This window comes from Burkholderia gladioli (genome assembly GCF_000959725.1).
Classification (GTDB): domain Bacteria; phylum Pseudomonadota; class Gammaproteobacteria; order Burkholderiales; family Burkholderiaceae; genus Burkholderia; species Burkholderia gladioli.
This window is the reverse complement of sequence record NZ_CP009323.1, coordinates 4011178-4035063: the sequence shown is the minus strand read 5'-3', so window position 1 is coordinate 4035063 and position 23886 is coordinate 4011178. Positions and strand designations below refer to the sequence as shown.

20 protein-coding genes are annotated in these 23886 nt (G+C 67.6%); 18 read left to right on the top strand and 2 right to left on the bottom strand.

Annotated features, from left to right (window positions below; translation table 11 throughout):
- The first annotated feature begins 8 nt into the window (after positions 1-8).
- From hisS to BM43_RS34585, 13 genes are all read left to right on the top strand, one after another.
- Positions 9-1343, top strand: a complete 1335-nt coding sequence (gene hisS, locus BM43_RS34645; protein WP_025097657.1) for a histidine--tRNA ligase — start codon at positions 9-11, stop codon at positions 1341-1343.
- A 50-nt stretch (positions 1344-1393) separates the two neighbouring features.
- A complete protein-coding gene (locus BM43_RS34640) occupies positions 1394-2023 on the top strand; it encodes a tetratricopeptide repeat protein (RefSeq protein WP_013698244.1) in 630 nt (209 codons plus the stop codon).
- 43 nt (positions 2024-2066) lie between these two features.
- Entirely contained in the window at positions 2067-3212 is a 1146-nt protein-coding gene (gene bamB / locus BM43_RS34635; RefSeq protein WP_036051309.1) for an outer membrane protein assembly factor BamB, read from the top strand.
- A 272-nt stretch (positions 3213-3484) separates the two neighbouring features.
- Positions 3485-4831 carry a ribosome biogenesis GTPase Der gene (gene der, locus BM43_RS34630; protein WP_013698242.1) on the top strand — a complete coding sequence of 449 codons (1347 nt, stop codon included), beginning with the start codon at positions 3485-3487 and terminating at the stop codon, positions 4829-4831.
- Positions 4832-4953: 122 nt separating this feature from the next.
- Positions 4954-5193 (top strand): RNA chaperone Hfq, encoded by a 240-nt coding sequence (hfq, locus tag BM43_RS34625; protein ID WP_006399927.1) that lies wholly within the window; start codon positions 4954-4956, stop codon positions 5191-5193.
- A gap of 72 nt (positions 5194-5265) precedes the next feature.
- Complete coding sequence (hflX, locus tag BM43_RS34620; protein WP_172535073.1) at positions 5266-6453, top strand: GTPase HflX; 1188 nt, start codon at positions 5266-5268, stop codon at positions 6451-6453.
- Between the two features lie 49 nt (positions 6454-6502).
- Entirely contained in the window at positions 6503-7891 is a 1389-nt protein-coding gene (gene hflK, locus BM43_RS34615) for an FtsH protease activity modulator HflK (protein WP_036051311.1), read from the top strand.
- A 15-nt stretch (positions 7892-7906) separates the two neighbouring features.
- A complete protein-coding gene (gene hflC, locus BM43_RS34610; protein ID WP_025097662.1) occupies positions 7907-8812 on the top strand; it encodes a protease modulator HflC in 906 nt (301 codons plus the stop codon).
- A 42-nt stretch (positions 8813-8854) separates the two neighbouring features.
- The gene (locus tag BM43_RS34605; RefSeq protein WP_013698238.1) at positions 8855-9046 is read left to right on the top strand and encodes a DUF2065 domain-containing protein; all 192 of its coding nucleotides are present in this window, start codon (positions 8855-8857) and stop codon (positions 9044-9046) included.
- Positions 9047-9230: 184 nt separating this feature from the next.
- Positions 9231-10379 carry an ATP phosphoribosyltransferase regulatory subunit gene (locus BM43_RS34600; protein WP_036051313.1) on the top strand — a complete coding sequence of 383 codons (1149 nt, stop codon included), beginning with the start codon at positions 9231-9233 and terminating at the stop codon, positions 10377-10379.
- A gap of 112 nt (positions 10380-10491) precedes the next feature.
- Positions 10492-11838 (top strand): adenylosuccinate synthase, encoded by a 1347-nt coding sequence (locus BM43_RS34595; RefSeq protein ID WP_036051314.1) that lies wholly within the window; start codon positions 10492-10494, stop codon positions 11836-11838.
- Positions 11839-11852: 14 nt separating this feature from the next.
- Positions 11853-12455 (top strand): phosphoribosyltransferase, encoded by a 603-nt coding sequence (locus BM43_RS34590; RefSeq protein ID WP_036051317.1) that lies wholly within the window; start codon positions 11853-11855, stop codon positions 12453-12455.
- 242 nt (positions 12456-12697) lie between these two features.
- The gene (locus BM43_RS34585) at positions 12698-14590 is read left to right on the top strand and encodes a potassium transporter Kup (protein WP_036051319.1); all 1893 of its coding nucleotides are present in this window, start codon (positions 12698-12700) and stop codon (positions 14588-14590) included.
- Between the two features lie 166 nt (positions 14591-14756).
- Here the strand turns inward: BM43_RS34585 and BM43_RS34580 are convergent, their stop codons facing one another.
- Complete coding sequence (locus tag BM43_RS34580; protein ID WP_036039586.1) at positions 14757-17090, bottom strand: Tex family protein; 2334 nt, start codon at positions 17088-17090, stop codon at positions 14757-14759.
- A 141-nt stretch (positions 17091-17231) separates the two neighbouring features.
- Here BM43_RS34580 and BM43_RS34575 point away from each other — a divergent pair, with 141 nt between their 5' ends.
- The 3 genes from BM43_RS34575 (at position 17232) to yoaA (ending at position 20644) form a co-directional block, all read left to right on the top strand.
- Positions 17232-17972, top strand: coding sequence for a hypothetical protein (locus BM43_RS34575; protein WP_036051321.1), 741 nt, complete (start codon positions 17232-17234; stop codon positions 17970-17972).
- Positions 17973-18099: 127 nt separating this feature from the next.
- Positions 18100-18315 (top strand): HP1242/YdcH family protein, encoded by a 216-nt coding sequence (locus tag BM43_RS34570; RefSeq protein WP_013698231.1) that lies wholly within the window; start codon positions 18100-18102, stop codon positions 18313-18315.
- A gap of 58 nt (positions 18316-18373) precedes the next feature.
- Positions 18374-20644 carry a DNA repair helicase YoaA gene (yoaA, locus tag BM43_RS34565; RefSeq protein WP_036051323.1) on the top strand — a complete coding sequence of 757 codons (2271 nt, stop codon included), beginning with the start codon at positions 18374-18376 and terminating at the stop codon, positions 20642-20644.
- A gap of 114 nt (positions 20645-20758) precedes the next feature.
- Here the strand turns inward: yoaA and BM43_RS34560 are convergent, their stop codons facing one another.
- Complete coding sequence (locus tag BM43_RS34560; RefSeq protein ID WP_036039581.1) at positions 20759-21586, bottom strand: outer membrane protein assembly factor BamD; 828 nt, start codon at positions 21584-21586, stop codon at positions 20759-20761.
- A 51-nt stretch (positions 21587-21637) separates the two neighbouring features.
- On the opposite strand from BM43_RS34560, the gene BM43_RS34555 reads away from it, so the two are divergent.
- Together BM43_RS34555 and pgeF are read left to right on the top strand one after the other, a co-directional pair.
- Positions 21638-22834, top strand: coding sequence for an RluA family pseudouridine synthase (locus tag BM43_RS34555; protein ID WP_013698228.1), 1197 nt, complete (start codon positions 21638-21640; stop codon positions 22832-22834).
- On the top strand, positions 22835-23683 hold the full coding sequence (pgeF, locus tag BM43_RS34550; RefSeq protein ID WP_036051325.1) for a peptidoglycan editing factor PgeF: 849 nt from the start codon (positions 22835-22837) through the stop codon (positions 23681-23683).
- The last annotated feature ends 203 nt before the right edge of the window (positions 23684-23886 follow it).

The following is a 23886-nucleotide window of genomic DNA, read 5'->3' as shown; positions in this document are numbered from 1 at the left end:
GAAATCAGATGACCGAAACCAAGCGAAAGCTCGAAAAACTGACGGGCGTGAAGGGCATGAACGACATCCTCCCGCAGGATGCCGGACTGTGGGAATTCTTCGAGTCGACCGTGAAGTCGCTGCTGCGCGCCTACGGCTACCAGAACATCCGCACCCCGATCGTCGAGCATACGCAACTGTTTACGCGCGGCATCGGCGAAGTGACCGACATCGTCGAGAAGGAGATGTACAGCTTCACCGACGCGCTGAACGGCGAGAACCTGACCCTGCGTCCGGAGAACACCGCCGCCGTGGTGCGTGCCGCGATCGAGCACAACCTGCTGTATGACGGCCCGAAGCGCCTCTGGTACGTCGGCCCGATGTTCCGCCACGAGCGCCCGCAGCGCGGCCGCTATCGCCAGTTCCACCAGGTCGGCGTGGAAGCGATCGGTTTTGCCGGCCCGGATGCGGACGCGGAAATCATCATGATGTGCCAGCGCCTGTGGGATGACCTGGGCCTGACCGGCATCAAGCTCGAGATCAACTCGCTCGGCCTGGCCGAGGAGCGCGCCGCGCACCGCGTCGAGCTGATCAAGTACCTTGAGCAGCACGTCGAGGTGCTCGACGAGGATGCCAAGCGCCGTCTCTACACGAACCCGCTGCGCGTGCTTGACACCAAGAATCCGGCCCTGCAGGCGATCGCGCAGAACGCGCCGAAGCTGATCGACTTCCTCGGCGAGAGCTCGCGCGCGCACTTCGACGGCCTGCAGCGCCTGCTGAAGGCCAACAACGTGCCGTTCACGATCAATCCGCGCCTGGTGCGCGGCCTCGATTACTACAACCTGACCGTGTTCGAATGGGTGACCGACAAGCTCGGCGCGCAGGGCACGGTGGCCGCTGGCGGCCGCTACGACCCGCTGATCGAGCAACTCGGCGGCAAGCCGACGGCGGCCTGCGGCTGGGCGATGGGCGTCGAGCGGATCCTCGAACTGCTCAAGGAAGAGCAGCTCGTGCCGGAGCAGGACGGCGTCGACGTCTATCTCGTCCACCAGGGCGAGGCGGCGCGCGAACAGGCCTTCATCATCGGCGAGCGCCTGCGCGACACCGGCCTCGACGTGATTTTCCACTGCAGCGCCGACGGCGCGAGCGCCAGCTTCAAGTCGCAGATGAAGCGCGCCGACGCGAGCGGCGCCGCCTACGCGGTGATCCTCGGCGAGGACGAGGTCGCCAACGGCACGGCCGGCGTGAAGGCCTTGCGCGGCGCGGAAGGCGAAAAGAGCGCGCAGCAGACGGTAACGGTCGAGAACTTGACCGAATTTCTAATCAATGCGATGGTTGCATCCGCCGAAGACGGCGACGACTGATCGCGGCGCATCCGCTCGACAACAAGCTGGACAGAAGGAATCGCTAGGCGATGAGTTATCACGACGAACAAGAATCGATTGAAAGCGTAAAAGCGTGGTGGGCCCGCTGGGGCAACCTGACGACCTGGATCCTGACTGCCGTGCTCGTCGTCGTCGCGGCCTGGAACGGCTGGAATTTCTGGCAGCGCCATCAGGCCTCCGAAGCTTCCGGGCTATACGAGGCGGTGCAGCAGGCCGTCACCTCCGGCGACAAGGCGAAGATCGCGCGCGCGGCCGCCGACATGGAAGACAAGTACGGCGGCACCGCCTATGCGCAGATGACGGCGCTGGCGGCGGCCAAGGGCCTGTACATGGCGGGCGATTCGGCTGGTGCCAAGACCCAGTTGCAATGGGCGATCGATCACGCGAAGGACGACGAGTACAAGCAAATCGCGAAGCTGCGCCTGGCCTCGCTGCTGCTCGACGAGAAGTCCTATGACGCCGGCCTGGCACTGCTCAACGGCACGTCCGACGAAGGCTTCAAGGGTCTCGTCGCGGACCGGCGCGGCGACCTGCTGGCGGCGCAGGGCAAGCGCGACGACGCGCGCTCGGCCTACCAGCTCGCGCTCGACTCGCTGCCGAAGGAAGACCAGCGTGCGCGCCAGCTCGTGCAGTTCAAGCTCGACGCGCTCGGTAGCTGAGCGTCCACGCTCGTTCCACAACCCTAGATAGCTTCGCTCACCGATGAATTTGCTGAAACGTAACGCTCTTCCGATCGCCTGTGCCGCTGCCATTCTCGCGCTGTCGGCTTGCTCGGCCACCAAGGACGCGCGCCGCGTGCCGACGCCGCTCACCGAGATCAAGCCCGTGCTCAATGTCCAGCAGGCGTGGAAGACGAGCGTCGGCAAGGGCGGGCGCTATTCGTTCTCGCCGATCGCGGTCGGCGACGCGGTGTACGCCGCAGCCGCCAACGGCACGGTCGAGAAGATCGATGCCAAGACCGGCCAGACCGTGTGGCGCACCAAGCTGCGCTCGGACCTGTCGGCCGGCGTCGGCAGCGACGGCACGCTGACCGCGGTCGGCGCGCTCAAGGGCGGCGTGTTCGTGCTCGGCGCGGACGGCAAGCAGCTCTGGCAGACCAACGTGCAGGGCGAGATCTTCTCGCCGCCGCTGGTCGGCAATGGCCTGGTGATCGTGCGCACCATCGACGGCCAGGTGATCGCCTTCGCCGCGCAGACCGGCGAGCAGAAGTGGGTCTACCGCAGCCGCGCGGTGCCGCTGAACCTGCGCGTGTCGGCCGGCATGACCTTCGCGGGCGACCAGGCCGTGCTGGCCGGTTTCCCCGGCGGCGGGTTGGTGGCCATCAACCTGCAGTCGGGCGACGCCTTCTGGCAGACGCCGGTTTCGTTCCCGAAGGGCGTGACCGAGGTCGAGCGGATCAACGACGTCAGCGGCCCGCCCACCTTGGTCGGCGCACTTACCTGCGCCGTCACCTTCCAGGGGCAGATCGGCTGCTTCGATGCGAACTCGGGCCGGCCGCTCTGGGAGAAGGCTTTCTCGAGCCGCAGCGGCGTGGCGCAGGACGATACCGTGCTGGCTGGCGGCGACGACTGGTCGGTGGTCACGGCCTACGACGTGTCGACCGGCAACCAGCTCTGGCGCAACGACAAGCTCAAGAGCCGCGATGTCGGCGTGCCTTACCTGCTCGGCCATGCGCTGGTGCTCGGCGACTACAAGGGTTTCGTCCACTTCCTGTCGCGTGACGACGGTTCCTTCGTCGCGCGCATGAAGACGGACGGCAGCCCGATCACGGCGGCGCCGGTGCTGGCCGGCGACACGCTGGTGGTGCAGACGCAGGGCGGCGAGCTGTACGGCTTCCGTCCGCGCTGAGCGATCGGTTTGGAATTGCGCGGCCCGGCGCCCGATGGCGCGGGCCGCGCATGTTTTTTGGCGTGGCGATTGCCGCCGATGCCCCCGAGCGGATGGGGCCGGCGCGCTGCCCGGGCGGCATGCCGCCGTGTTCACGCGTTGCGCGAGTCGCACGCGAGCGCCCGTCGCGGCGCGGAATTCGTGCTAATTTTCATTCAACGCAGCCGCCCGTCGCAGCGCATCTCGCGCGCGGCAGGTCTCCCGCTCCTGCGTAATACCGTAGACGACATCAAATGAAACCGGTCATTGCCCTCGTCGGGCGCCCCAATGTGGGGAAATCCACGCTGTTCAACCGGCTCACACGCTCGCGCGACGCCCTCGTCGCCGACCTGCCGGGCCTCACGCGCGACCGCCATTACGGCGAGGGCCGGGCTGGCGCGCGCCCTTACCTGGTGGTCGACACGGGCGGCTTCGAGCCGGTCGCGAAGGACGGGATCCTGCACGAAATGGCGCGCCAGACGCGCCAGGCGGTCGAGGAAGCCGACGTGGTGGTGTTCATCGTCGACGGCCGCAACGGGCTCGCTCCGCAGGACAAGTCGATCGCCGACTACCTGCGCAAGACTGGCCGGCCGATCTTCCTGGTGGTCAACAAGGCCGAGGGCATGAAGTACACGGCGGTCGCCTCCGACTTCTACGAGCTCGGCATGGGCGACCCGCGCGCGATCTCGGCCGCGCACGGCGACGGCGTGACCGACATGATCAACGAGGCGCTGGAAGTCGCCTACGCCGGCCAGCCCGAGGAAGCCGACGATACCCAGGCCTCACGCGGCGTGAAGATTGCCATCGTGGGCCGCCCGAACGTCGGCAAGTCGACGCTGGTCAACACGCTGATCGGCGAGGATCGCGTAATCGCCTTCGACATGCCGGGCACCACGCGTGATTCGATCTACGTCGACTTCGAGCGCAACGGCAAGCCCTACACGCTGATCGACACGGCCGGCTTGCGCCGTCGCGGCAAGGTGTTCGAGGCGATCGAGAAATTCTCGGTGGTGAAGACGCTGCAGTCGATCTCCGACGCCAACGTCGTCATTCTTCTGCTGGATGCGCAGCAGGACATCTCCGACCAGGACGCGCACATCGCCGGCTTCGTGGTGGAGCAGGGCCGCGCGCTGGTGGTGGGCGTGAACAAGTGGGACGGGCTCGATGCTCACACGCGCGATCGCACCAAGGCGGACCTGACCCGCAAGCTGAAATTCCTCGAATTCGCCAAGTTCCACTTCATCTCGGCGGCCGAGAAGACCGGCATCGGCCCGCTGCTGCGCTCGGTCGACGACGCCTATGCCGCCGCCATGAAGAAGCTGCCGACGCCGAAGCTCACGCGCGCGCTGATCGAGGCGGTCGAATTCCAGCAGCCGCGCCGCCGCGGTCCGGTCCGGCCGAAGCTGCGCTATGCGCATCAGGGCGGCCAGAATCCGCCCGTGATCGTGGTCCACGGCAATGCGCTCGATGCCGTCACCGAAACCTACAAGCGCTATCTCGAGAATCGTTTCCGGGAAACTTTCGCGCTGACCGGCACTCCATTGCGAATAGAGTTCCGCTCCTCGGTGAACCCCTACGCGGACAAGGGGCGCGGCGACTAGACCGAACGGCCGGCCCCGGAGCAGGGGAAGCAAAATCGGCTATAGTGTAGCGATTGACGGTGGATCTCTTTTTCTTCACCGCCAATCTAGAAGATCAACCTGCAAAAAAGATGGAGTACGCCATGAGCAACAAAGGGCAATTGTTACAAGACCCGTTTTTGAACGCACTGCGTAAGGAGCATGTGCCGGTGTCGATCTACCTCGTCAACGGCATCAAGCTGCAAGGGAACATCGAATCGTTCGACCAGTACGTCGTGTTGCTCCGTAACACGGTTACCCAGATGGTTTACAAGCACGCTATCTCGACGGTCGTGCCGGCGCGCCCGGTGAATTTCCACCCGGATGCGGAAGCTTCGTCCTAACCCGATTGCCGCGGCTGGCGTCCGTCGCCGCCGGCGATCCACGCCAGCCGCCTTATCTTGACACCCGATAATTTGATCAACGCAGCGTTAGTCGGCATCGATTTCGGCAAGACCGATTTCGAGGCCAGTCTCGAAGAACTCAGCCTGCTCGCCTCCAGCGCGGGTGCCCGCCCCGCAGTCACGCTCACCGGTCGACGCTCCAGCCCCGACGCCGCCATGTTCATCGGCAGCGGCAAGGCCGAGGAACTGCGTCTGGCCTGCGACGCCAACGACGTCGACATCGTCATCTTCAACCACCCGCTCGCCCCCGCCCAGCAGCGCAATCTCGAGCGCACGCTGAACCGCCGCGTGGTGGACCGCACCAGCCTGATCCTCGACATCTTCGCGCAGCGCGCGCGCAGCCACGAAGGCAAGCTGCAGGTCGAGCTGGCGCAGCTGCAGTACCTGTCGACGCGGCTGATCCGCGCCTGGACCCACCTGGAGCGGCAGAAGGGCGGTATCGGCCTGCGCGGCCCCGGCGAAACGCAGCTCGAAACCGACCGCCGGCTGATCGGCGAGCGCATCAAGATGCTGAAGTCGCGGCTCGACAAGCTGCGCCGCCAGCACAACACGCAGCGCCGCCAACGCGAGCGCAACCGCACCATGTCGGTGTCGCTGGTGGGCTACACGAACGCGGGCAAATCGACGCTGTTCAATGCGCTGACCAAGGCGCAGGCCTATGCGGCCGACCAGCTGTTCGCCACGCTCGACACCACCTCGCGACGTGTCTATCTCGGCGACGAGGTCGGCCAGATTGTGGTGTCCGACACGGTCGGCTTCATCCGCGAGCTGCCTCACCAATTGGTGGCCGCGTTCCGCGCCACGCTCGAGGAAACCATTCACGCCGACCTGCTGCTGCACGTGGTCGACGCCTCCAGCGCGGTTCGGCTCGAGCAGATCGAGCAGGTCAACGACGTGCTGCACGAGATCGGCGCGGACGCGATCCGGCAGGTGCTGGTATTCAACAAGATCGACGCGGTGCCCGAGCTGGCGGCCCGCGGCGACGCGGTCGAGCGCGATGAGTATGGTAATATTTCGCGCGTCTTTTTGAGCGCACGCACGGGCCAGGGGCTCGATACGCTGCGCGCCGCCATTGCCGAAATCGCGAGCAGCGATGCGCTTGCCGGCACGGGGTTGCTGCCCGAGCGCGACGTTCGGTTCGATGGCAACGGGCTGACCGAACCGCACGACGACCACACGGTTTCCGAACACGGGCACTGACCGGCAGCCTGCCGGCACAGTCGAGGCCCAATCTGGTGAACAAACTCAGGTGAACGATTACAACGAGCGGAGTTCCTGGCTGCGCAAGCGCCCGATGCTGTCGATCAACGATCCCCGCTGGGGTCGCGGCGAGGGCAATGGCGACAAGTCCCGCAAGAACGACCCGAAGCGTCCGCCGCCCGACGGCGAAGGCCCCCCCGATCTCGACGAAATGTGGCGCAATTTCAACCGGCGCCTGGCTGGCCTGTTCGGCGGCAAGGGCGGCGGCGGCAATCGCGGCTTTCGCCCCGACAACGGTCGCGCGGCGAGGGTTGGCGTCGGCATCGTGATCGGCGTGCTGGTCGCCGTTTATGCCGGCAGCGGCGTGTTCGTGGTGCCCGACGGCCAGACCGGCGTGGTGCTGCAGTTCGGCGAATCTCGCGGCACGGTCGGCCAGGGCGTTCACTGGCGCCTGCCGTATCCGTTCGAGTCGCACGAGATCGTCGATACCGCCCAGATCCACGCCACCGAGATCGGCCGCAACAACGTGGTGCGCGTGGCGAACGTGAAGGATGCCTCAATGCTCACGCGCGATGGCGACATCGTCGACGTGCGCTTCATCGTCCAGTACCGGGTCCGCTCCGCCACCGACTACCTGTTCCGAACCGTCGATCCCGAGCTCGCCGTGCGCCAGTCGGCGCAGGCGGCGATTCGTCGCATCGTGGGCGCCGCGGCGGCCAGCGAAGTGACGGGCGCCGATCGCGACAAGCTGCGCGATCAATTGAGCGCGGCGATCCAGGGTGATCTCGACCGCGAGCAGACGGGCCTGGTGGTGACGGGCGTGGTGATTCAGGCCGCGCAACTGCCCGAGCAGGTGCAGGCGGCGGTCGACGAGATCGGCAAGGCGCGCCAGGAGCGCGAGGCGGCCAAGAATGCGGCGCAGGCCTATGCCGACGATCTGCTGCCGCGCGCGCGCGGCGATGCCGCCAAGCTGGTCGACGACGCGAAAGCCTATGCCGATCGCGTCGTGACGCAGGCACAGGGCGACGCGGATCGCTACAAGCAGGTCTACGCGCAATACGAGAAGGCGCCGGCGGTGGTGCGCGAGCGCATGTACCTCGACACCATGCAGGACATCTACTCGAAGGCCACCAAGGTCTATATCGGCAGCAAGAGCGGCAACAGCCTGGTCTACCTGCCGATCGACAAGATCGTCGAGCAGCAGCGTCAGCGCGCGGCCGAAGCCGCCAGCGGCGCCGCGCCGGCCGCGGCCGGGCAGCCGGCCAGCGCACCCGATGCGGGCAACGCCGCGCCGGCATCCTCCGGTGCCACCGCGGCATCGGTGAGCGCCGCGCCGGCCGCGAGCGCCGCCAATGCCGCCAGCGCGGCGCCCGGCAACGATCCGCTGCGATCGCGCGAGGCGTTCCGCAGCCGGTCGCGCGAAGACGATCTGCAGTAAAGGGGAGCGCCACACATGAATCGAATCGTTGCGCTCGTCATTGCGCTTGTGGTGGTCGCGTTCGTCGCGTCGTCCACCGTGTTCATCGTCGATCCGCGTCACGCGGCGGTGTTGTCGGCCCGCGGCGACGGCGAACCGACCGTGCTGGGCCCCGGCCTGCACGCGAAGCTGCCGGCGCCGCTGCAGACGGCCGTGCTGGTCGACACGCGCCTGCAGACGCTCGAATGGGCCGATCCGCAGAGCTGCACCACGGCCGACAAGCAGGACGTGCTGGTCAGCCCGGCGGTGCGCTACCGGATCGCCGATCCGCTCAAGTACTACGCGAAGACCGAAGGCGGCCTGCGAGATGCGGTGGATCCGCTGCTGGCCTCGCTGAAGGGCGCGTTGACACAGGCGTTCTCGACGCGCTCGCTGGTCGACGCGATCGGCGCGCAACAGGCCATCGCCGACGAAGCCAAGCGTTCGCTGCAAACCGCGGCCGCCGACTACGGCGTCGAGATCGCCGACGTGTCGCTGCTGCGCGTGGACCTGCCCGCCGCCGCGGCCGAGGCTGCCTATCGCCGCATGTCGGTGGCCGAGCGCGAGCGTGCCGATACCGAGCGCGCCGAAGGCGCGGCCGACGCGGAGCGCATCAAGGCCGAGGCGGGCCGCCAGCAACAGCAGATCCTCGCGGACGGCTACCAGTCGGCCCAGCAGATCAAGGGCGAGGGGGACGCGAAGGCCGCCTCGATCGCCGGCGAAGCCTTCGGCCGCGATCCGCAGTTCTACCAGTTCTATGCAAGCCTGCAGGCGTACCGGAACACCTTCCATGCGAACGATGTGATCGTCGTCGACCCGGACAGCGAGTTCTTCCGCTTCATGCGCAGCCCGACGGGCGGCGGTGCTTCCGCGGCGCCGGCTCCCGCTCCCCGCAAACACTGACGCTGAGAAGGGGCGCCGCTTCGCGCGGCGCATCGATACCGCATGGATCTGGCCGGTTCGCTGTTGCTCGCTCTCGCGCTGATGCTGATCATCGAAGGCGCGTTCCCGTTCGTGTTTCCGGTCGCCTGGCGCGACACCTTTCGTAGAATAGCGGAGCGGCCGCCGCATCATATCCGGATCGGCGGCCTGATCGTGATGGTGATCGGCCTCGTGCTGCTCGTCTTCTCGACCTGACGTAGGGCCGTCGATCCGGCCCGTTTTCTCCTGTTTTGACCGATTCCGGCCCATCGGGCCGGATCGCGTCGCGCCGCGTGCGCCGCCGCCTCGCGTGCTGCGCCAAAGGCCCGGTATTTGCACCATCCGATTCCAAATCCGGCGCGCCAGCGCGCGCCGCAGTTTCTGTCGTAGGACCGTGACGATGTCGACCTGGTTACTTCCCGAGAATATTGCCGACGTGCTGCCGTCGGAAGCACGCAAGATCGAGGAGCTGCGTCGCAGGCTGCTCGACCGCTTCCGTTCGTATGGCTATGAAATGGTGATGCCGCCCCTCCTCGAGTATCTCGAGTCGCTGCTGACCGGCGGCGGCAACGATCTGCACCTGCGCACCTTCAAGCTCGTCGACGAGCTGTCGGGCCGAACCCTGGGCCTGCGTGCCGACATGACGCCGCAGGTCGCGCGGATCGACGCGCACCTGCTGAACCGCCAGGGCGTGACGCGCCTCTGCTACGCGGGCAACGTGCTGCATACGCGGCCGCGCGGCCTGCACGCGACGCGCGAGCAGATCCAGATCGGCGCCGAGCTGTACGGCCACGCCGGCCTCGAGGCCGATCTCGAGGTGCAGCAGTTGATGCTCGACGCGCTGCGCCTGAGCGGCATCGGCACGATCCGCCTCGACCTCTGCCACGCCGGCGTGCTCAATGCGCTGTTCTCGCGCGACGCGGTGGCCGCCGCGCGTGGCGAGACGCTGTACGGCGCGCTGGCCGGCAAGGACGTGCCGCTCCTGAACGAACTGACCGAGGATCTGGGGCCGGATACGCGCGCCGCCTTGCGCGCGCTGCCGCATCTGTACGGCGATGCCTCGGTGATCGACGAGGCGCGTCGTCAGTTGCCGGCGCTGCCAGAAATCGCGCGCGCGCTCGACGATCTCGCGCAGCTCGCGGCCCAGGTGCAGGGCGCCGAGGTCGCGATCGACCTGGCCGACCTGCGCGGCTACGCCTATCACAGCGGCGCGATGTTCTCGGCCTACGTCGACGGCGTGCCGAACGCGGTGGCGCGTGGCGGCCGTTACGACCACGTCGGGCAGGCCTATGGCCGCGCCCGCCCGGCCACCGGCTTCTCGCTGGACCTGCGCGAAATCGCGCGGATCTCGCCGATCGAGGCACGCGGCACGGCGATCCTCGCGCCCTGGCGCCAGGACGAGGCGCTGCGCGTGGCGGTGGCCGCGCTGCGCGATGCAGGCGAGGTCGTGATCCAGGCGCTGCCGGGGCACGATCACGTGCTCGACGAGTTCGCCTGCGACCGCGTGCTGGTCGAGCAGGGCGGCACGTGGCTCGTCCAGACCCGCTGAAACAAGCGCGGCGCGGATGTTTCGGGTGCCATATCGTTGACGCGAAACGGAAAAATTCGGAACCCGCGCCGAACCTAGGTAGAATACGTTTTTAACCAGCTAACGAATCAACATGTCTGCCAGCGCAGTGAATGTGACTCCCGGGCGCAATGTCGTCGTCGTGGGAACCCAGTGGGGAGATGAAGGCAAGGGCAAGATCGTCGACTGGCTGACGGACCACGCTCACGGCGTCGTGCGTTTCCAGGGCGGTCACAACGCCGGTCACACCCTCATCATCGGCGGCAAGAAAACCATCTTGCGCCTCATTCCTTCCGGCATCATGCGCGCGGGCACGGCCTGCTACATCGGCAACGGCGTGGTGCTGTCGCCCGAGGCGCTGTTCAAGGAAATCGGCGAGCTGGAAGAGGCGGGCATCGACGTGCGCTCGCGCCTGTTCATCTCCGAAGCCGCCACGCTGATCCTCCCGTACCACGTCGCGATCGACCAGGCGCGCGAAGCCCGCCGCGGCGCCGACAAGATCGGCACCACCGGCCGCGGCATCGGCCCCGCGTACGAAGACAAGGTCGGCCGCCGCGCGCTGCGCGTGCAGGACCTGTTCGACGCGAAGACCTTCGCCGATCGCCTGCGCGAGAACCTCGACTTCCACAACTTCGTGCTGACCCAGTATCTCGGCGGCGCGGCCGTCGATTTCCAGGCCACGCTCGACACGATGCTCGGTTATGCCGATCGTCTCAAGCCGATGGTCACCGATGTCTCGCGCCGTCTCTACGACGCGAACCATCAAGGCCAGAACCTGCTGTTCGAAGGCGCGCAAGGCACGCTGCTCGATATCGACCACGGCACCTATCCGTTCGTCACCTCGAGCAACTGCGTGGCCGGTGCGGCCGCGGCAGGCGCCGGCGTCGGCCCGCAGAAGCTCAACTACATCCTCGGCATCACCAAGGCCTATTGCACGCGCGTGGGCTCGGGCCCGTTCCCGAGCGAGCTCTACGACGCGGACAATCCCGCGCGCCAGAGCCAGGTCGGCCTGACGCTGGCCAACGTCGGCAAGGAATTCGGTTCGGTCACGGGCCGTCCGCGACGCACCGGCTGGCTCGACGCGGCCGCGCTGCGCCGCTCGATCCAGATCAACGGCGTGTCGGGCCTCTGCATGACCAAGCTCGACGTGCTCGACGGTCTCGAGGAAGTGCAACTCTGCGTCGGCTACAAGATCGACGGCAAGGACGTCGACCTGCTGCCGCGCGGCGCGGCCGACGTGGCGCGCTGCGAGCCGGTCTACGAAACCTTCCCGGGCTGGAAGGAAAGCACGGTCGGCATCGATCGCTGGGATGCGCTGCCGGCGACGGCCCGCGCCTACCTGACGCGCGTCCAGGAAGTGGCTGGCGTGCTGATCGACATGGTGTCGACGGGCCCCGATCGCGACGAGACGATCCTGCTGCGTCATCCGTTCAAGGTCTGAGGTTCGCCCGCACGATGACGCAAGCCACGAATCATCACGGCGCTCCGATCGCCATGTCCGATCCTCGCAACGACGACAAGAACCTCTGGGTGGGCTGGGACGAATATCACCGGCTCGTCGAGCTGCTCGCGCTCGCGGTGCACGAATCGGGCTGGAAGTTCGACCAGATCCTCTGCCTCGCGCGCGGCGGCCTGCGCGTGGGCGACCAGCTCTCGCGCATCTACGACCTGCCGCTCGCGATTCTCGCGACCAGTTCGTATCGCGAGGCGGCCGGTACCCAGCAGGGCGATCTCGATATCGCGCAGTACATCACCATGACGCGCGGCAACCTGTCGGGCAACGTGCTGCTGGTCGACGACCTGGTCGATTCGGGCGTCACGCTCGCACGTGTCCAGCAGCATCTGAAGGAGCGTTATCCGTCGGTCACGGCGGTGCGCTCGGCGGTGCTCTGGTACAAGGCCTGCTCGAAGGTCAAGCCCGACTATTTCGTCCAGCATCTGGTGACGAATCCCTGGATCCACCAGCCCTTCGAGGAGTGGGACACGCTGCGTCCGCACAACCTGGTGGCCTGGACCAAGCGCGGCTATACGCAGCGCAACGACGAGGCGGCGCAGTAAGCGACTCGCTCGACACGCCGCGCGAAGCGATCGCGCGGCGCACCGCATCGGCGCCCATGGGCGCCGATTTCATTTTGCGCGCCGGCGCCCCGTCTGCCGGCGCGCTTTCCGTCTAAACGGGGACGCATGCTACACTGGCCGCGCCGCGTCGCATCACGGCAACACCGCGAGGTGGCATTGCGACCCGGTCAGTCTAGAATAGCGCTCGTTTTTCCGACCCCAGAACGGAACGTTACGCTTCCATGACCGACACGAACCATTCGAACACACGCTCTTCCTCCTTGCAGGCTCTCGCCGTCGCGGCGATCGGCGTGGTGTTCGGCGATATCGGCACCAGCCCGCTCTATTCGCTGAAGGAGGCGTTCAGCCCCTCCCACGGGATCCCGCTGACGCAGGCCTCGATCCTCGGGGTGATCTCCCTGCTGTTCTGGGCCATCATGCTGGTGGTTGGCGTCAAGTACGTGCTGTTCGTGATGCGCGCCGACAACAACGGCGAAGGCGGCGTGCTGGCGCTGATGGCGCTGGCGCTGCGCTCGATCGAACCGCGCAGGAATGCCGCCAGGATCCTCATGGCGCTCGGCATCTTCGGTGCCTGCATGTTCTACGGCGACGCGGTGATCACGCCGGCCATCTCGGTGATGTCGGCCGTCGAGGGCCTCGAGATCGCGACGCCGCAGTTGAGCCACATGGTGCTGCCGATCACGGTGGTGATCCTGATCGCGCTGTTCTGGATCCAGCGCCACGGTACCGCGATGGTCGGCAAGCTGTTCGGCCCGATCATGGTGATCTGGTTCCTGACGCTGGCCGCGCTCGGCATCTACCACATCGCGCGCGTGCCGATGGTGATCGCGGCGATCAATCCCTACTACGCCTTCTCCTTCATGTCGGCCCACGTGCTGCAGGCCTACGTGGTGCTCGGCTCGGTGGTGCTGGTGCTGACCGGCGCCGAGGCGCTCTATGCCGACATGGGCCACTTCGGCATGCGCCCGATCCGGCTCGCCGCCTACGTGCTGGTGATGCCCTCGCTGGTGCTGAACTACTTCGGCCAGGGCGCGCTGCTGATGCAGAATCCGAAGGCGATCGAGAACCCGTTCTTCCTGCTCGCGCCCGACTGGGCGCTGTTGCCGCTGGTGGTGCTGTCCACGGTGGCCACCGTGATCGCCTCGCAGGCGGTGATCTCGGGTGCCTATTCGCTGACCAGCCAGGCCATCCAGCTCGGCTACGTGCCGCGCATGAAGGTGCTGCACACCTCCGATCTGGCGATCGGGCAGATCTACGTGCCGGTGGTGAACTGGCTGCTGTTGTTCGTAATCCTCTGCATCGTGATCGGCTTCAAGTCCTCCGATAACCTGGCCGCCGCCTACGGCATCGCGGTGACCGCCACCATGGTGATCACCACCGTGCTGGCCGGTGTCGTGATGATCAACGTCTGGAAGTGGAACCGCCTGCTGGTGGCCGCCATCATCGGCGTGTTCATGATCATCGACCTCGGCTTCTTCGGTGCCAACTTGCTGAAGGTCGCGCAGGGCGGCTGGCTGCCGCTGGGCATCGGCGCGCTGCTGTTCTTCCTGCTGACCACCTGGTTCAAGGGCCGCCATATCGTCAAGGAGCGCACCGCCGCCGACGGCATTCCGCTCACGCCGTTCCTGCAGGGGTTGCTGGCGCATCCGCCGCATCGCGTCTCGGGCACGGCGATCTACCTGACTGGCAGCGACACGCTGGTGCCGGTGAGCCTGCTGCACAATCTCAAGCACAACAAGGTGCTGCACGAGCGCACGCTGTTCCTGACCTTCATCACGCGCGACATCCCCTATGTGCGAGACGAGGAGCGCGTGACGGTGCACGAGGCGGGCGGCGGGCTGTACATCGTCAAGGCCGAATACGGTTTCAACGAGACGCCCGACGTGAAGGCCGTGCTCGAGGACATCGGCCGCAAGCACGACATGTCCTTCGAGCTGATGGACACCTCGTTCTTCCTCGCGCGCGAGACGGTGGTGCCGACCCATCTGCCCGGCATGTCGATCTGGCGCGAGCGTGTGTTCGCCTGGATGCACCAGAACGCCGCGAAGCCGACCGACTTCTTCTCGATCCCGGCCAACCGCGTGGTCGAGCTCGGCACCAAGATCGAGATCTGAGGCTGGAGGTGGCTGCGGCGCCGAGCGCCGCTACCGTTGCTGCCCTCGACGGAGCCGCGCGAGCGCGCGGCTTTTTCTTTTGTGCGCGCGCCATGAAAAAACCCGCATCCGGGGATGCGGGTTTTTCGTTTCCTGCGGGCTTCGAAGCTCAATAGCCCGGGATGGATCAGCGCTTGAGCTTGGCGAAGGCCGCCGCCATCGCGCCGGCCGGCTCCGGCTCGCGCGAGCGCTGCGGCCGGCCGCCCATGCCGCCGCGCGCCGCGCCGCGATCGTTGCCGGCGCCGCCGCGGCTGCCGCTGGTGGCGACGCCGGGTTCGTCGTCCATGCGCATCGTCAGCGCGATGCGCTGGCGCTTCACGTCGACATCGAGCACCTTGACCTTGACCACCTGGCCCGCCTTCACCACCTCGTGCGGATCCTTGATGAACTTGGTCGACATCGCCGAGACGTGGACCAGGCCGTCCTGGTGGACGCCGATGTCGACGAATGCGCCGAACGCGGCCACGTTGGTCACGACGCCCTCGAGCACCATGCCCGGCATCAGGTCGGATACCTTCTCGACGCCTTCGCGGAAGGTCGCGGTCTTGAACTCGGGGCGCGGATCGCGGCCCGGTTTCTCGAGTTCGGACAGGATGTCGCGAACCGTCGGCAGACCGAAACGATCGTCGACGAACTCGGTCGGCGCGAGGCCGGCCAGCGCGTCGCGATTGCCGAGCACGTCGTCGATGCGCTTGCTGATCTTCGCGAGCATGCGCTCGACCACCGGATAGGCTTCCGGGTGGACCGAAGAACGATCGAGCGGGTTCTCGCCGCCGTTGATGCGCAGGAAGCCGGCGGCCTGCTCGAAGGTCTTGTCGCCCAGGCGCGGCACGCGACGCAGATGCTCGCGCGACGGGAACGGGCCGTTGGCGTCGCGGAAATCGACGATGTTGCGCGCCAGCGTGGCATTGAGCCCCGAGACGCGCGCCAGCAGGGCGGCCGAGGCGGTGTTCGCGTCGACCCCCACGGCGTTCACGCAGTCCTCGACCACGGCATCCAGCGAACGCGCCAGCTCGCGCTGGTTGACGTCGTGCTGGTACTGGCCGACGCCGATCGCCTTCGGTTCGATCTTGACCAGCTCGGCGAGCGGATCCTGCAGGCGGCGCGCGATCGAGACGGCGCCGCGCAGCGTGACGTCGAGCTCGGGGAATTCCTTGGCCGCCGTTTCGGAAGCCGAATAGACCGAGGCGCCGGCCTCGGACACCACGATCTTCTGCAGCTTCAGCTCGGGATGGCGCGAGATCAGTTCGCTGGCGAGCTTGTCAGTCTCGCGCGAGGCGGTGCCGTTGCCGATGCTGATCAGCTCGGCCTGGGTCTGCGCGGCCAGGCGTGCGAGCTTGGCCAGCGAGCCGTCCCAGTCGCGGCGCGGTTCGTGCGGGTAGATCGTGTCGGTGGCGAGCAGCTTGCCGGTGCGATCGACCACCGCCACCTTGACGCCCGTGCGCAGGCCCGGATCCAGGCCGATCACGGCCTTCGGGCCGGCGGGCGCGGCCAGCAGCAGATCCTTGAGGTTGCGCGCGAACACGCGGATCGCCTCGCTCTCGGCGTCCTCGCGCAGCTTGGTCAGCAGCTCGGTTTCCAGGTGCGGCTGGACCTTGACGCGCCAGCACCAGCGGCACACGTCGGACAGCCATTTGTCGGCCGGGCGGCTCTGGTTGGCGATGCCGAAATGGCGCGCGATCATCGCCTCGCCCGGATGCGGCACCTGCGCGTCGAGTTCCTCGCCCAGGCCCAGCTTGACCGTCAGCACGCCGGCGTTGCGCCCGCGGAACAGGGCCAGCGCGCGGTGCGAAGGCACCGTCTTGAGCGTTTCCGAATACGTGTAGTAATCGCGGAATTTCTCGCCTTCCTCGTTCTCCTTGCCTTCCACCACGGCCGAGGAGACCACGCCCTGGCCGTGCAGGTAGTCGCGCAGCTTGCCGAGCAGCTCGGCCGTTTCGCCGAACTGCTCGGACAGGATGTCGCGCGCGCCGTCGAGCGCGGCCTTCACGTCGGCCACGCCCTTGTCGGCGTCGACGTAGGCGGCGGCTTCGGCTTGCGGATCGAGCAGCGGGTTGGCCAGCAGCGCCTGGGCGAGCGGCTCGAGGCCGGCCTCGCGGGCGATCTGCGCGCGGGTGCGGCGCTTGGGCTTGTAGGGCAGGTAGAGGTCCTCGAGCACCTGCTTGCTGTCGGCGGTCTCGATGGCGCCGCGCAGCTCGTCGGTCAGCTTGCCCTGTTCCTCGATGCTGGCGAGGATGGTGGCGCGGCGTTCCTCGAGTTCGCGCAGGTACAGCAGGCGCTCCTCGAGCTGTCGCAGTTGCGTGTCGTCCAGATTGCCCGTCACTTCCTTGCGGTAGCGGGCGATGAACGGAACGGTGGAGCCTTCGTCGAGAAGTTGCACGGCTGCCGCGACCTGCCGCGGCTGGACCGCGAGTTCGGAGGCGATGCGTTGAACGATCTTGAGTGCTACGGTTTCCGTCATGGGTAGTGAGTGCGTCTACGGCCTGCTGGAACGCCCGTGGCCGGCGAACCGGGCCGGGCGGGTGAATGGAGCGGGGCATTTTGCCATAAATGCATCGGGGCGCCGCCGCGAGGGCGGCGGTGCGGTGTTAGAATTTGCCCCATGTCCCGCAGCTTTCCTACGACGTTGCCAATCTCCCGTTTACTCGTTGCCGCGCTGGCCCTCGCGCTCGGCGCCGCTTCGTCCGTGGCCGCCGCGCAGGCGGCCGCGTCCGATGCAGCCGTCACGAGCGACACTGTCGCCGCGGCACAGGATCGCGATTTCGATGCCCGCCAAAAAGTGCTCGATCAGCGCACGGCGGAAAACAATTATCGTTATGGCGTGGCCCAGCATGACTGCTACAGCAAGTTCTTCGTCAACAATTGTCTGACCAAAGCGCGTGACACGATGCGTGAGGAGCGTTCGAGCATCAGCCAGCAGCAGCTCGCCCTGAACGACGAGCAGCGCGCGGTGCGCGCCAAGCGCCGTGACGACGAGCTCGCGCTGAAGGCCGCGCAGCAGCAGGCCGAAGCGCCGCAGCGCGCCGCCAGCGAGGCCGCGAGCGCGTCCGCCTATGCCGACAGGCAGCGCGAGAACGAGCTCAAGCGCGCGCAGCGCGACGCCGACGCGCCGCAGCGCGCGGCCAGCCAGCAGGCGTACGATCAGAAGCAGGCCGATTTCCAGAAGAAGCTCGACGATGCCCACGCACAGGCCGCGCAAAAGGCGCAGGAGCGGGCACAGAACGCCGAGCGTTACGCGGACAAGCAGCGCGAGGCCGAGCAGCACAAGGCCGATGTCGAGGAGCGGCAGCGCCAGGCGGCCGAGAAGGCCAAGGAAAAGCAGCAACAGCAACAACAGCAGTAGGGCGTGCCGCGCACGTCGTCACGCCAGACAGCCAGGGGTGGGTATTTCGTTCGGACAGCCAACCCGGCGAATCGCGAGCGGTATCGGAAGGCCGCTGCGTCGAGCCGGTTCTTTTGAGGAGGCGAGCATGCAAACCCGTCAAGCAGAGCTGAAGCAGGAATTGCGCAACCGGCTGGTATCCCTGCAGGAGCAGCACAGTCAGCTGGCACGCGAGATCGAGCTCAAGGAAATGCGCTCTGACATCGACGATCTGGCGCTGCACCGGCTGAAGAAGGAAAAGCTGCTGGCCAAGGACAAAATCATCATGCTGCAATCGCAGCTCGAACCGGATCAGCGCGCCTGAGGGCGGCCTGGCAAGCGCCGGGGCCGCGTCAGGCACCGGAAATGAGGAACCGCTTGCCTTGAATTCACCGCTAGAAGCACCCGCTGACACGCGGCGCGACGAATCGTCCGCCGCGTCTTCGCGCGCGGACACCCCCCATCCCCTTGCCACCCCGAGCCGCAAGCGCGTCAATGAACTCGACGCGATCTTCGGTGAGGGCGGCCTGCTCGCGCGCGTGCTCGACGGCTACCGGCCGCGGGCTTCGCAGATCGACATGGCGCGCGCGGTGGCCGCCGCGATGGAGGCGTCGGCGCGCAAGCTGCCCGAGCCCGAGATCTTCGATGCGCGCAAGCGCCCGGCCCGCAAGCTGCAGGCGGGCGAGACCGCGCCGGCCGGCGACGATGCGCGCGGCGACAGCGCCGCCACCGCCGAGGACGACGGCGCCGACAACACCCTGATCGTCGAGGCCGGTACCGGCACCGGCAAGACCTATGCCTATCTCGTGCCGGCCATGCTGTGGGGCGGCAAGGTGATCGTCTCGACCGGCACCAAGCACCTCCAGGACCAGTTGTTCCAGCGCGACATCCCGACCGTGCGCGACGCGCTCGCCGTGCCCGTCACGATCGCGATGCTCAAGGGCCGCTCCAACTACCTCTGCCATTACTACCTGCAGCGCACGGCCGACAACGGCCGCCTGCCGACCCGGCAGGACACCGCCTACCTGCAGGAGATCGTCCGGTTCGCCAAGCTCACGCGCAGCGGCGACAAGGCCGAACTGGCCAGCGTGCCCGAGACGGCGCCGGTCTGGTCGATGGTCACCTCGACGCGCGACAACTGTCTCGGCCAGGATTGCCCGCACTACAAGGAATGCTTCGTGATGCAGGCGCGCCGAGAGGCGCAGCAGGCCGACGTGGTGGTGGTGAACCACCACCTGTTCTTCGCCGACATCATGCTGCGCGATACCGGCATGGCCGAGCTGCTGCCGAGCGCGAACACCATCATCTTCGACGAGGCGCACCAACTGCCGGAGACGGCCACGCTGTTCTTCGGCGAGACGCTGTCGACCACGCAGATGCTCGAGCTCGCGCGCGATACCGTGGTCGAGGGCCTGGCCCATGCGCGCGACGCGGTGGAATGGGTCAAGCTCGGCGCCGCGCTGGAGCGTGCGGCGCGCGACGTGCGGCTCGCCTTCGCCGACGGCGGCATCGTGCGCGTCTCGCTGGCGCAGCTCGGCGAGGATCATCCCTTGTTCGCCGCGCTCGACGATGTCGATGCCGCGCTCGACGCGCTCGCCTCGGCGCTGGCCGGGCAGGCCGAGCGCGCCGAATCGCTGGGCGCCTGCCTGCGCCGCGCGCGCGAGCTGCAGGGCATCCTGGCCGGCTGGGTCGCGCCCGATGCGGCGGCGGCCAGCGCGGCGAAAACCGTGAAGGAGGTGGCGGCGGGTGGCGAGGCGGCCGAGGCGAAGCGCGACGACCCCGACGAGAAGGTGCGCTGGGTCGAGGTGTTCTCGCAGACGGTGCAACTGCACGAAACGCCGCTGTCGGTCGCGCCGATCTTCGCCAAGCAGCGCGCTGGCGTGCCGCGCGCCTGGATCTTCACCTCGGCGACGCTGTCGGTGCGCGGCGACTTCACCCACTACGCGGCACAGATGGGGCTCAGCTCGCGTCGCTCGATGACGCTGCCCAGCCCCTTCGACTATCCGGCACAGGGCCTGCTCTATGTGCCACGCGACCTGCCGCAGCCGTCCTCGCCGATGTTCACCGACGCGGTGTTCGATGCGGCGCTGCCGGCCATCGAAGCCTCGGGCGGCGGCGTGTTCATGCTCTGCACCACCTTGCGCGCTGTCGACCGGATCGCCTCCAAGCTGCGCGAGACCATCGAGGCGCGCGGCTGGAACATGCCCCTGCTGGTGCAGGGTGACGCGAGTCGCACCGAATTGCTGGACCGCTTCCGCGCCTACGGCAATGCGATCCTGGTCGGCAGCCAGAGCTTCTGGGAGGGCGTGGACGTGCGCGGCGACGCGCTGTCGCTGGTGGTGATCGACAAGCTGCCGTTCGCGCCGCCCGACGATCCGGTGCTGGCAGCGCGGCTCGATGCGCTGACCAAGAAGGGCCTGAGCCCGTTCGCCGTGCACCAGCTGCCGCAGGCGGTGATCACGCTCAAGCAGGGCGCGGGCCGCCTGATCCGCGCCGAGACCGATCGCGGCGTGCTGATGATCTGCGACACGCGGCTGGTCGACAAGCCTTATGGTCGGCGCATCTGGCAGAGCCTGCCGCCCTTCAAGCGCACGCGCGAGATCGACGTGGTGCGCGAGTTCTTCGAGGAGGGCGGGCGCGGCATTCGTGCCTGAACTCGCTTCGGCAGGCGGTTGTCTCGCCATCAAATAAAAAACCCGGCCATGGCCGGGTTTTTTAGTGGGTGCTCGCGGCAGGCCGCCCGCGGCGGGGCAGCCTCGCGAGCGGGCTCAGAACTGCCACCAGGACTTCTTCTTCGCGCCGGGACGGGCATGCCCCGTGATGTACGGGCTGTCCGGGAAGGTGCTGGCCAGCACGCGCTTGGTGTCGTCGGCCAGTTGCGGCTGGTTCAGCCTGCCGTAGGACAGCACCATGATGTGCAGCGCGTCCTCGATCGCCGGCGCGTTCTTGTACTGCGTGATCGCCAGCTGGGCGCGGTTGATCGCGGCCACATAGGCACCGCGGCGGTAGTAGTAGTCGGCGGCGTGCACCTCGTGCGAGGCCAGCGCGTTCACGATGTAGCGCATCCGCGCGGCGGCGTCGGGCGCGTACTTGCTCTTCGGGTAGCGGTCGACGACGATCTTGAACGCGTCATACGATTCGCGCAGCGCCTGCGGATCGCGCTCGCTCATGTCCTGACCCGAGAAGCGGCCGAACAGGCCGAGATCGTCGTTGAAGTGGATCATCCCCTTCAGGTAGTAGGCATAGGCGATGTCCGGGTGATCCGGGTGCAGCTGGATGAAACGGTCGACGGCCTGGTCGGCGGCGCTTGCTTCGTTATCCTTCCAGTTGCAGTAGGCTACGTTGATCTGCGCCTGCTGGGCGAAATGGCCGAACGGATCGCGGCCTTGCAGCGCTTCGAAATATTTCGCGCACTTGCCCCAATCGCTGCCGTTCAGGGCATCCTGAGCCTCTGAGTATAATTTGTTGTTCGACCAGGTCGCCGTTTCGTCGGTCTTCTGCGGCAAGCCGTGGCAGCCGGCGATCAGCGCGGCGGCCGCGGCCAATGCAGCCCACGCGGCCACAGGTTTTGCCACGCGTTTGGTCGAATTCATCATGGTGAATGTGGCTCGCATGTCCTAGCTTTCAGTCTCGGTGACCCAGTCTAAATGACCCGTTCAAGTTCGTTCCGTGCCCGGCCGGGCACGGCAAATGGCGACGATTATAGCCCAAGCTCCACCCCGTCCGACGCATCGGCGGGCGATTCGCTCGACGATGATCTGTCCGGCGAGTCGCTTGCCGCGCCGGCCTGCGCCGCATCGGGCGACGAGGCCCCGCGGGTGGTGGTGGTGCCTGACTCGCTCGCCGGCGAGCGCCTCGACAAGGCGCTCGCCCAACTATTCCCCGAATTCTCGCGCAGCCGCCTGCAGGGCTGGATCGACGAGCAGCGCGTGCGCGTCGACGGCGCGCCGGCCAAGGTGCGCCAGCCGGTGCCGCTGGGCGCGACCATCGAGCTGGTGCCCGACCTGTTGCCCGAGCAGCTCGCGTTCGCGCCCGAGCCGGTGCCGCTGTCGATCGTCTACGAGGACGAAGCCCTGGTGGTGATCGACAAGCCCGCCGGCCTGGTGGTGCATCCCGCCGCCGGCAACTGGAGCGGCACCCTGCTCAACGGCTTGCTGCATCGCTACGGCGAGGCGGCGGCCGGCCTGCCGCGCGCCGGCATCGTCCATCGCCTCGACAAGGAAACCTCCGGGCTGATGGTGGTGGCGCGCACGCTCGCGGCGCAGACCGATCTGGTCCGGCAGTTGCAGGCGCGCACCGTCAAGCGGCGTTATTTCGCGCTGGTGTGGGGGCGCATGCCCGAGAGCGGCACCATCGACGCGCCGATCGGCCGCGATCCGCGCGAGCGCACGCGCATGGCGGTCGTCACGGGCGCCTCGGGCAAGCCGGCCCGCACGCACTTCCGCTGCGTGGATACGGTGCTCTGGCAGAACCAGCCGGTGTCGGCGATCCACTGCGATCTCGAGACCGGCCGCACGCACCAGATTCGCGTGCACTGCGCGCATACCGGCCATCCGCTGCTCGGCGACCCCGTGTATGGCCGCGCACGCGGCAAGCGCTCGGTCGCGGCGCTGCCCGGCGGTTTCGCGCGCCAGGCCCTGCATGCCTGGCGGCTCGGCCTGGTGCACCCGCTCACGGGGCGCTCGATGCAGTGGCGCTGTCCGGTGCCCGACGACATCGCCGAGCTGGCCGCCGCTCTCGGCTTCGGTGCCGAGGACGCCGACTTCGACGACGAGGACGATTACGACGACGATGATTACGATGGCGAGATCATCTACGTACGCGACGATCCGGAAGAGGACTGAATGACCACCATCACGCTGCCCGAGCTGAGCCTCGACGATTGCCTGCAACCCGACTGGCGCGTCGCGCCGCGCGTGCGCGCGCTGGTTTCGACGCGTGACGGCGGCGTGAGCGCCGCGCCTTATGGCAGATGGTCGGCGGAGCAGGGCGATGCGCCCGGCGGCATGAATCTCGGCCTTCATACCGGCGACGATCCGGCCGCTGTCGAGGCGAATCGCGCGCGGCTGCTGGCCTTGGCCGGCCAGCCGCGCGCGGCCTGGCTCGAGCAGGTGCACGGCACCGAGGTCGTGCGCGCCGACGCGGTGCTGGCGGCCGGCCCGGCGGCAGACGCGCCGGTTCGCGCCGATGCCAGCGTGACCGACGTGCCCGGCGCCGTCTGCGTGGTGATGGTGGCCGATTGCCTGCCGGTGTTGTTCTGCGACGCGGCCGGCCGCGCGGTCGGTGCCGCGCACGCGGGCTGGCGCGGCTTGGTGGCGGGCATCCTCGAGCGCACCGCGGCGCAGGTGGCGGCCCTGGCCGGCGTCGAGGCGAGCGGCCTGCATGCCTGGCTGGGCCCGGCGATCGGCCCGCGCGTCTTCGAGGTCGGCGCCGACGTGCACGCGGCATTCGTCGATGCGGCGCTGCCGGACGAGCGCGAAGCGACCGCCCGCGCCTTCGTGGCGGTCGACGGCGCGGCGGGCAAGCACCACGCGGATCTCTACGCGCTGGCGCGCCTGCGCCTGGCGCGGCTCGGCATCATGCAGGCGACGGGCGGCACCGCCTGCACGGTGACCGAGCGCCATCGCTACTACTCCTACCGGCGCGATCGGGTCACGGGTCGCATGGCCGCGATGATCTGGATCAACGACTAGAAGCCTGAAGAGCGGGCCGGCAGCACGGGGGATCGCCCCTCCACGGCCCCTCGCTCATATCGATACGGGTATTTCTTGCCTGGCCCGGTACAAATGCCGGGGGCTTTTTGCTGCGGCGCGTGACATGATTCCCGTCACGGAACCCGGTTAGGCTGAACCGGCTCCAAGCCACTCGCACGTCGCCTCGGGCCGGGCCTCGTCGA

Bases quoted from the DNA above. Each gene is read 5' to 3' on its own strand.
- hisS (WP_025097657.1), top strand. From the start codon at position 9: ATGACCGAAACCAAGCGAAAGCTCGAAAAACTGACGGGCGTGAAGGGC.
- BM43_RS34640 (WP_013698244.1), top strand. From the start codon at position 1,394: ATGAGTTATCACGACGAACAAGAATCGATTGAAAGCGTAAAAGCGTGG.
- bamB (WP_036051309.1), top strand. From the start codon at position 2,067: ATGAATTTGCTGAAACGTAACGCTCTTCCGATCGCCTGTGCCGCTGCC.
- der (WP_013698242.1), top strand. From the start codon at position 3,485: ATGAAACCGGTCATTGCCCTCGTCGGGCGCCCCAATGTGGGGAAATCC.
- hfq (WP_006399927.1), top strand. From the start codon at position 4,954: ATGAGCAACAAAGGGCAATTGTTACAAGACCCGTTTTTGAACGCACTG.
- hflC (WP_025097662.1), top strand. From the start codon at position 7,907: ATGAATCGAATCGTTGCGCTCGTCATTGCGCTTGTGGTGGTCGCGTTC.
- BM43_RS34605 (WP_013698238.1), top strand. From the start codon at position 8,855: ATGGATCTGGCCGGTTCGCTGTTGCTCGCTCTCGCGCTGATGCTGATC.
- BM43_RS34600 (WP_036051313.1), top strand. From the start codon at position 9,231: ATGTCGACCTGGTTACTTCCCGAGAATATTGCCGACGTGCTGCCGTCG.
- BM43_RS34595 (WP_036051314.1), top strand. From the start codon at position 10,492: ATGTCTGCCAGCGCAGTGAATGTGACTCCCGGGCGCAATGTCGTCGTC.
- BM43_RS34590 (WP_036051317.1), top strand. From the start codon at position 11,853: ATGACGCAAGCCACGAATCATCACGGCGCTCCGATCGCCATGTCCGAT.
- BM43_RS34585 (WP_036051319.1), top strand. From the start codon at position 12,698: ATGACCGACACGAACCATTCGAACACACGCTCTTCCTCCTTGCAGGCT.
- BM43_RS34580 (WP_036039586.1), bottom strand. From the start codon at position 17,090: ATGACGGAAACCGTAGCACTCAAGATCGTTCAACGCATCGCCTCCGAA.
- BM43_RS34575 (WP_036051321.1), top strand. From the start codon at position 17,232: ATGTCCCGCAGCTTTCCTACGACGTTGCCAATCTCCCGTTTACTCGTT.
- BM43_RS34570 (WP_013698231.1), top strand. From the start codon at position 18,100: ATGCAAACCCGTCAAGCAGAGCTGAAGCAGGAATTGCGCAACCGGCTG.
- BM43_RS34560 (WP_036039581.1), bottom strand. From the start codon at position 21,586: ATGATGAATTCGACCAAACGCGTGGCAAAACCTGTGGCCGCGTGGGCT.
- BM43_RS34555 (WP_013698228.1), top strand. From the start codon at position 21,638: ATGACCCGTTCAAGTTCGTTCCGTGCCCGGCCGGGCACGGCAAATGGC.
- pgeF (WP_036051325.1), top strand. From the start codon at position 22,835: ATGACCACCATCACGCTGCCCGAGCTGAGCCTCGACGATTGCCTGCAA.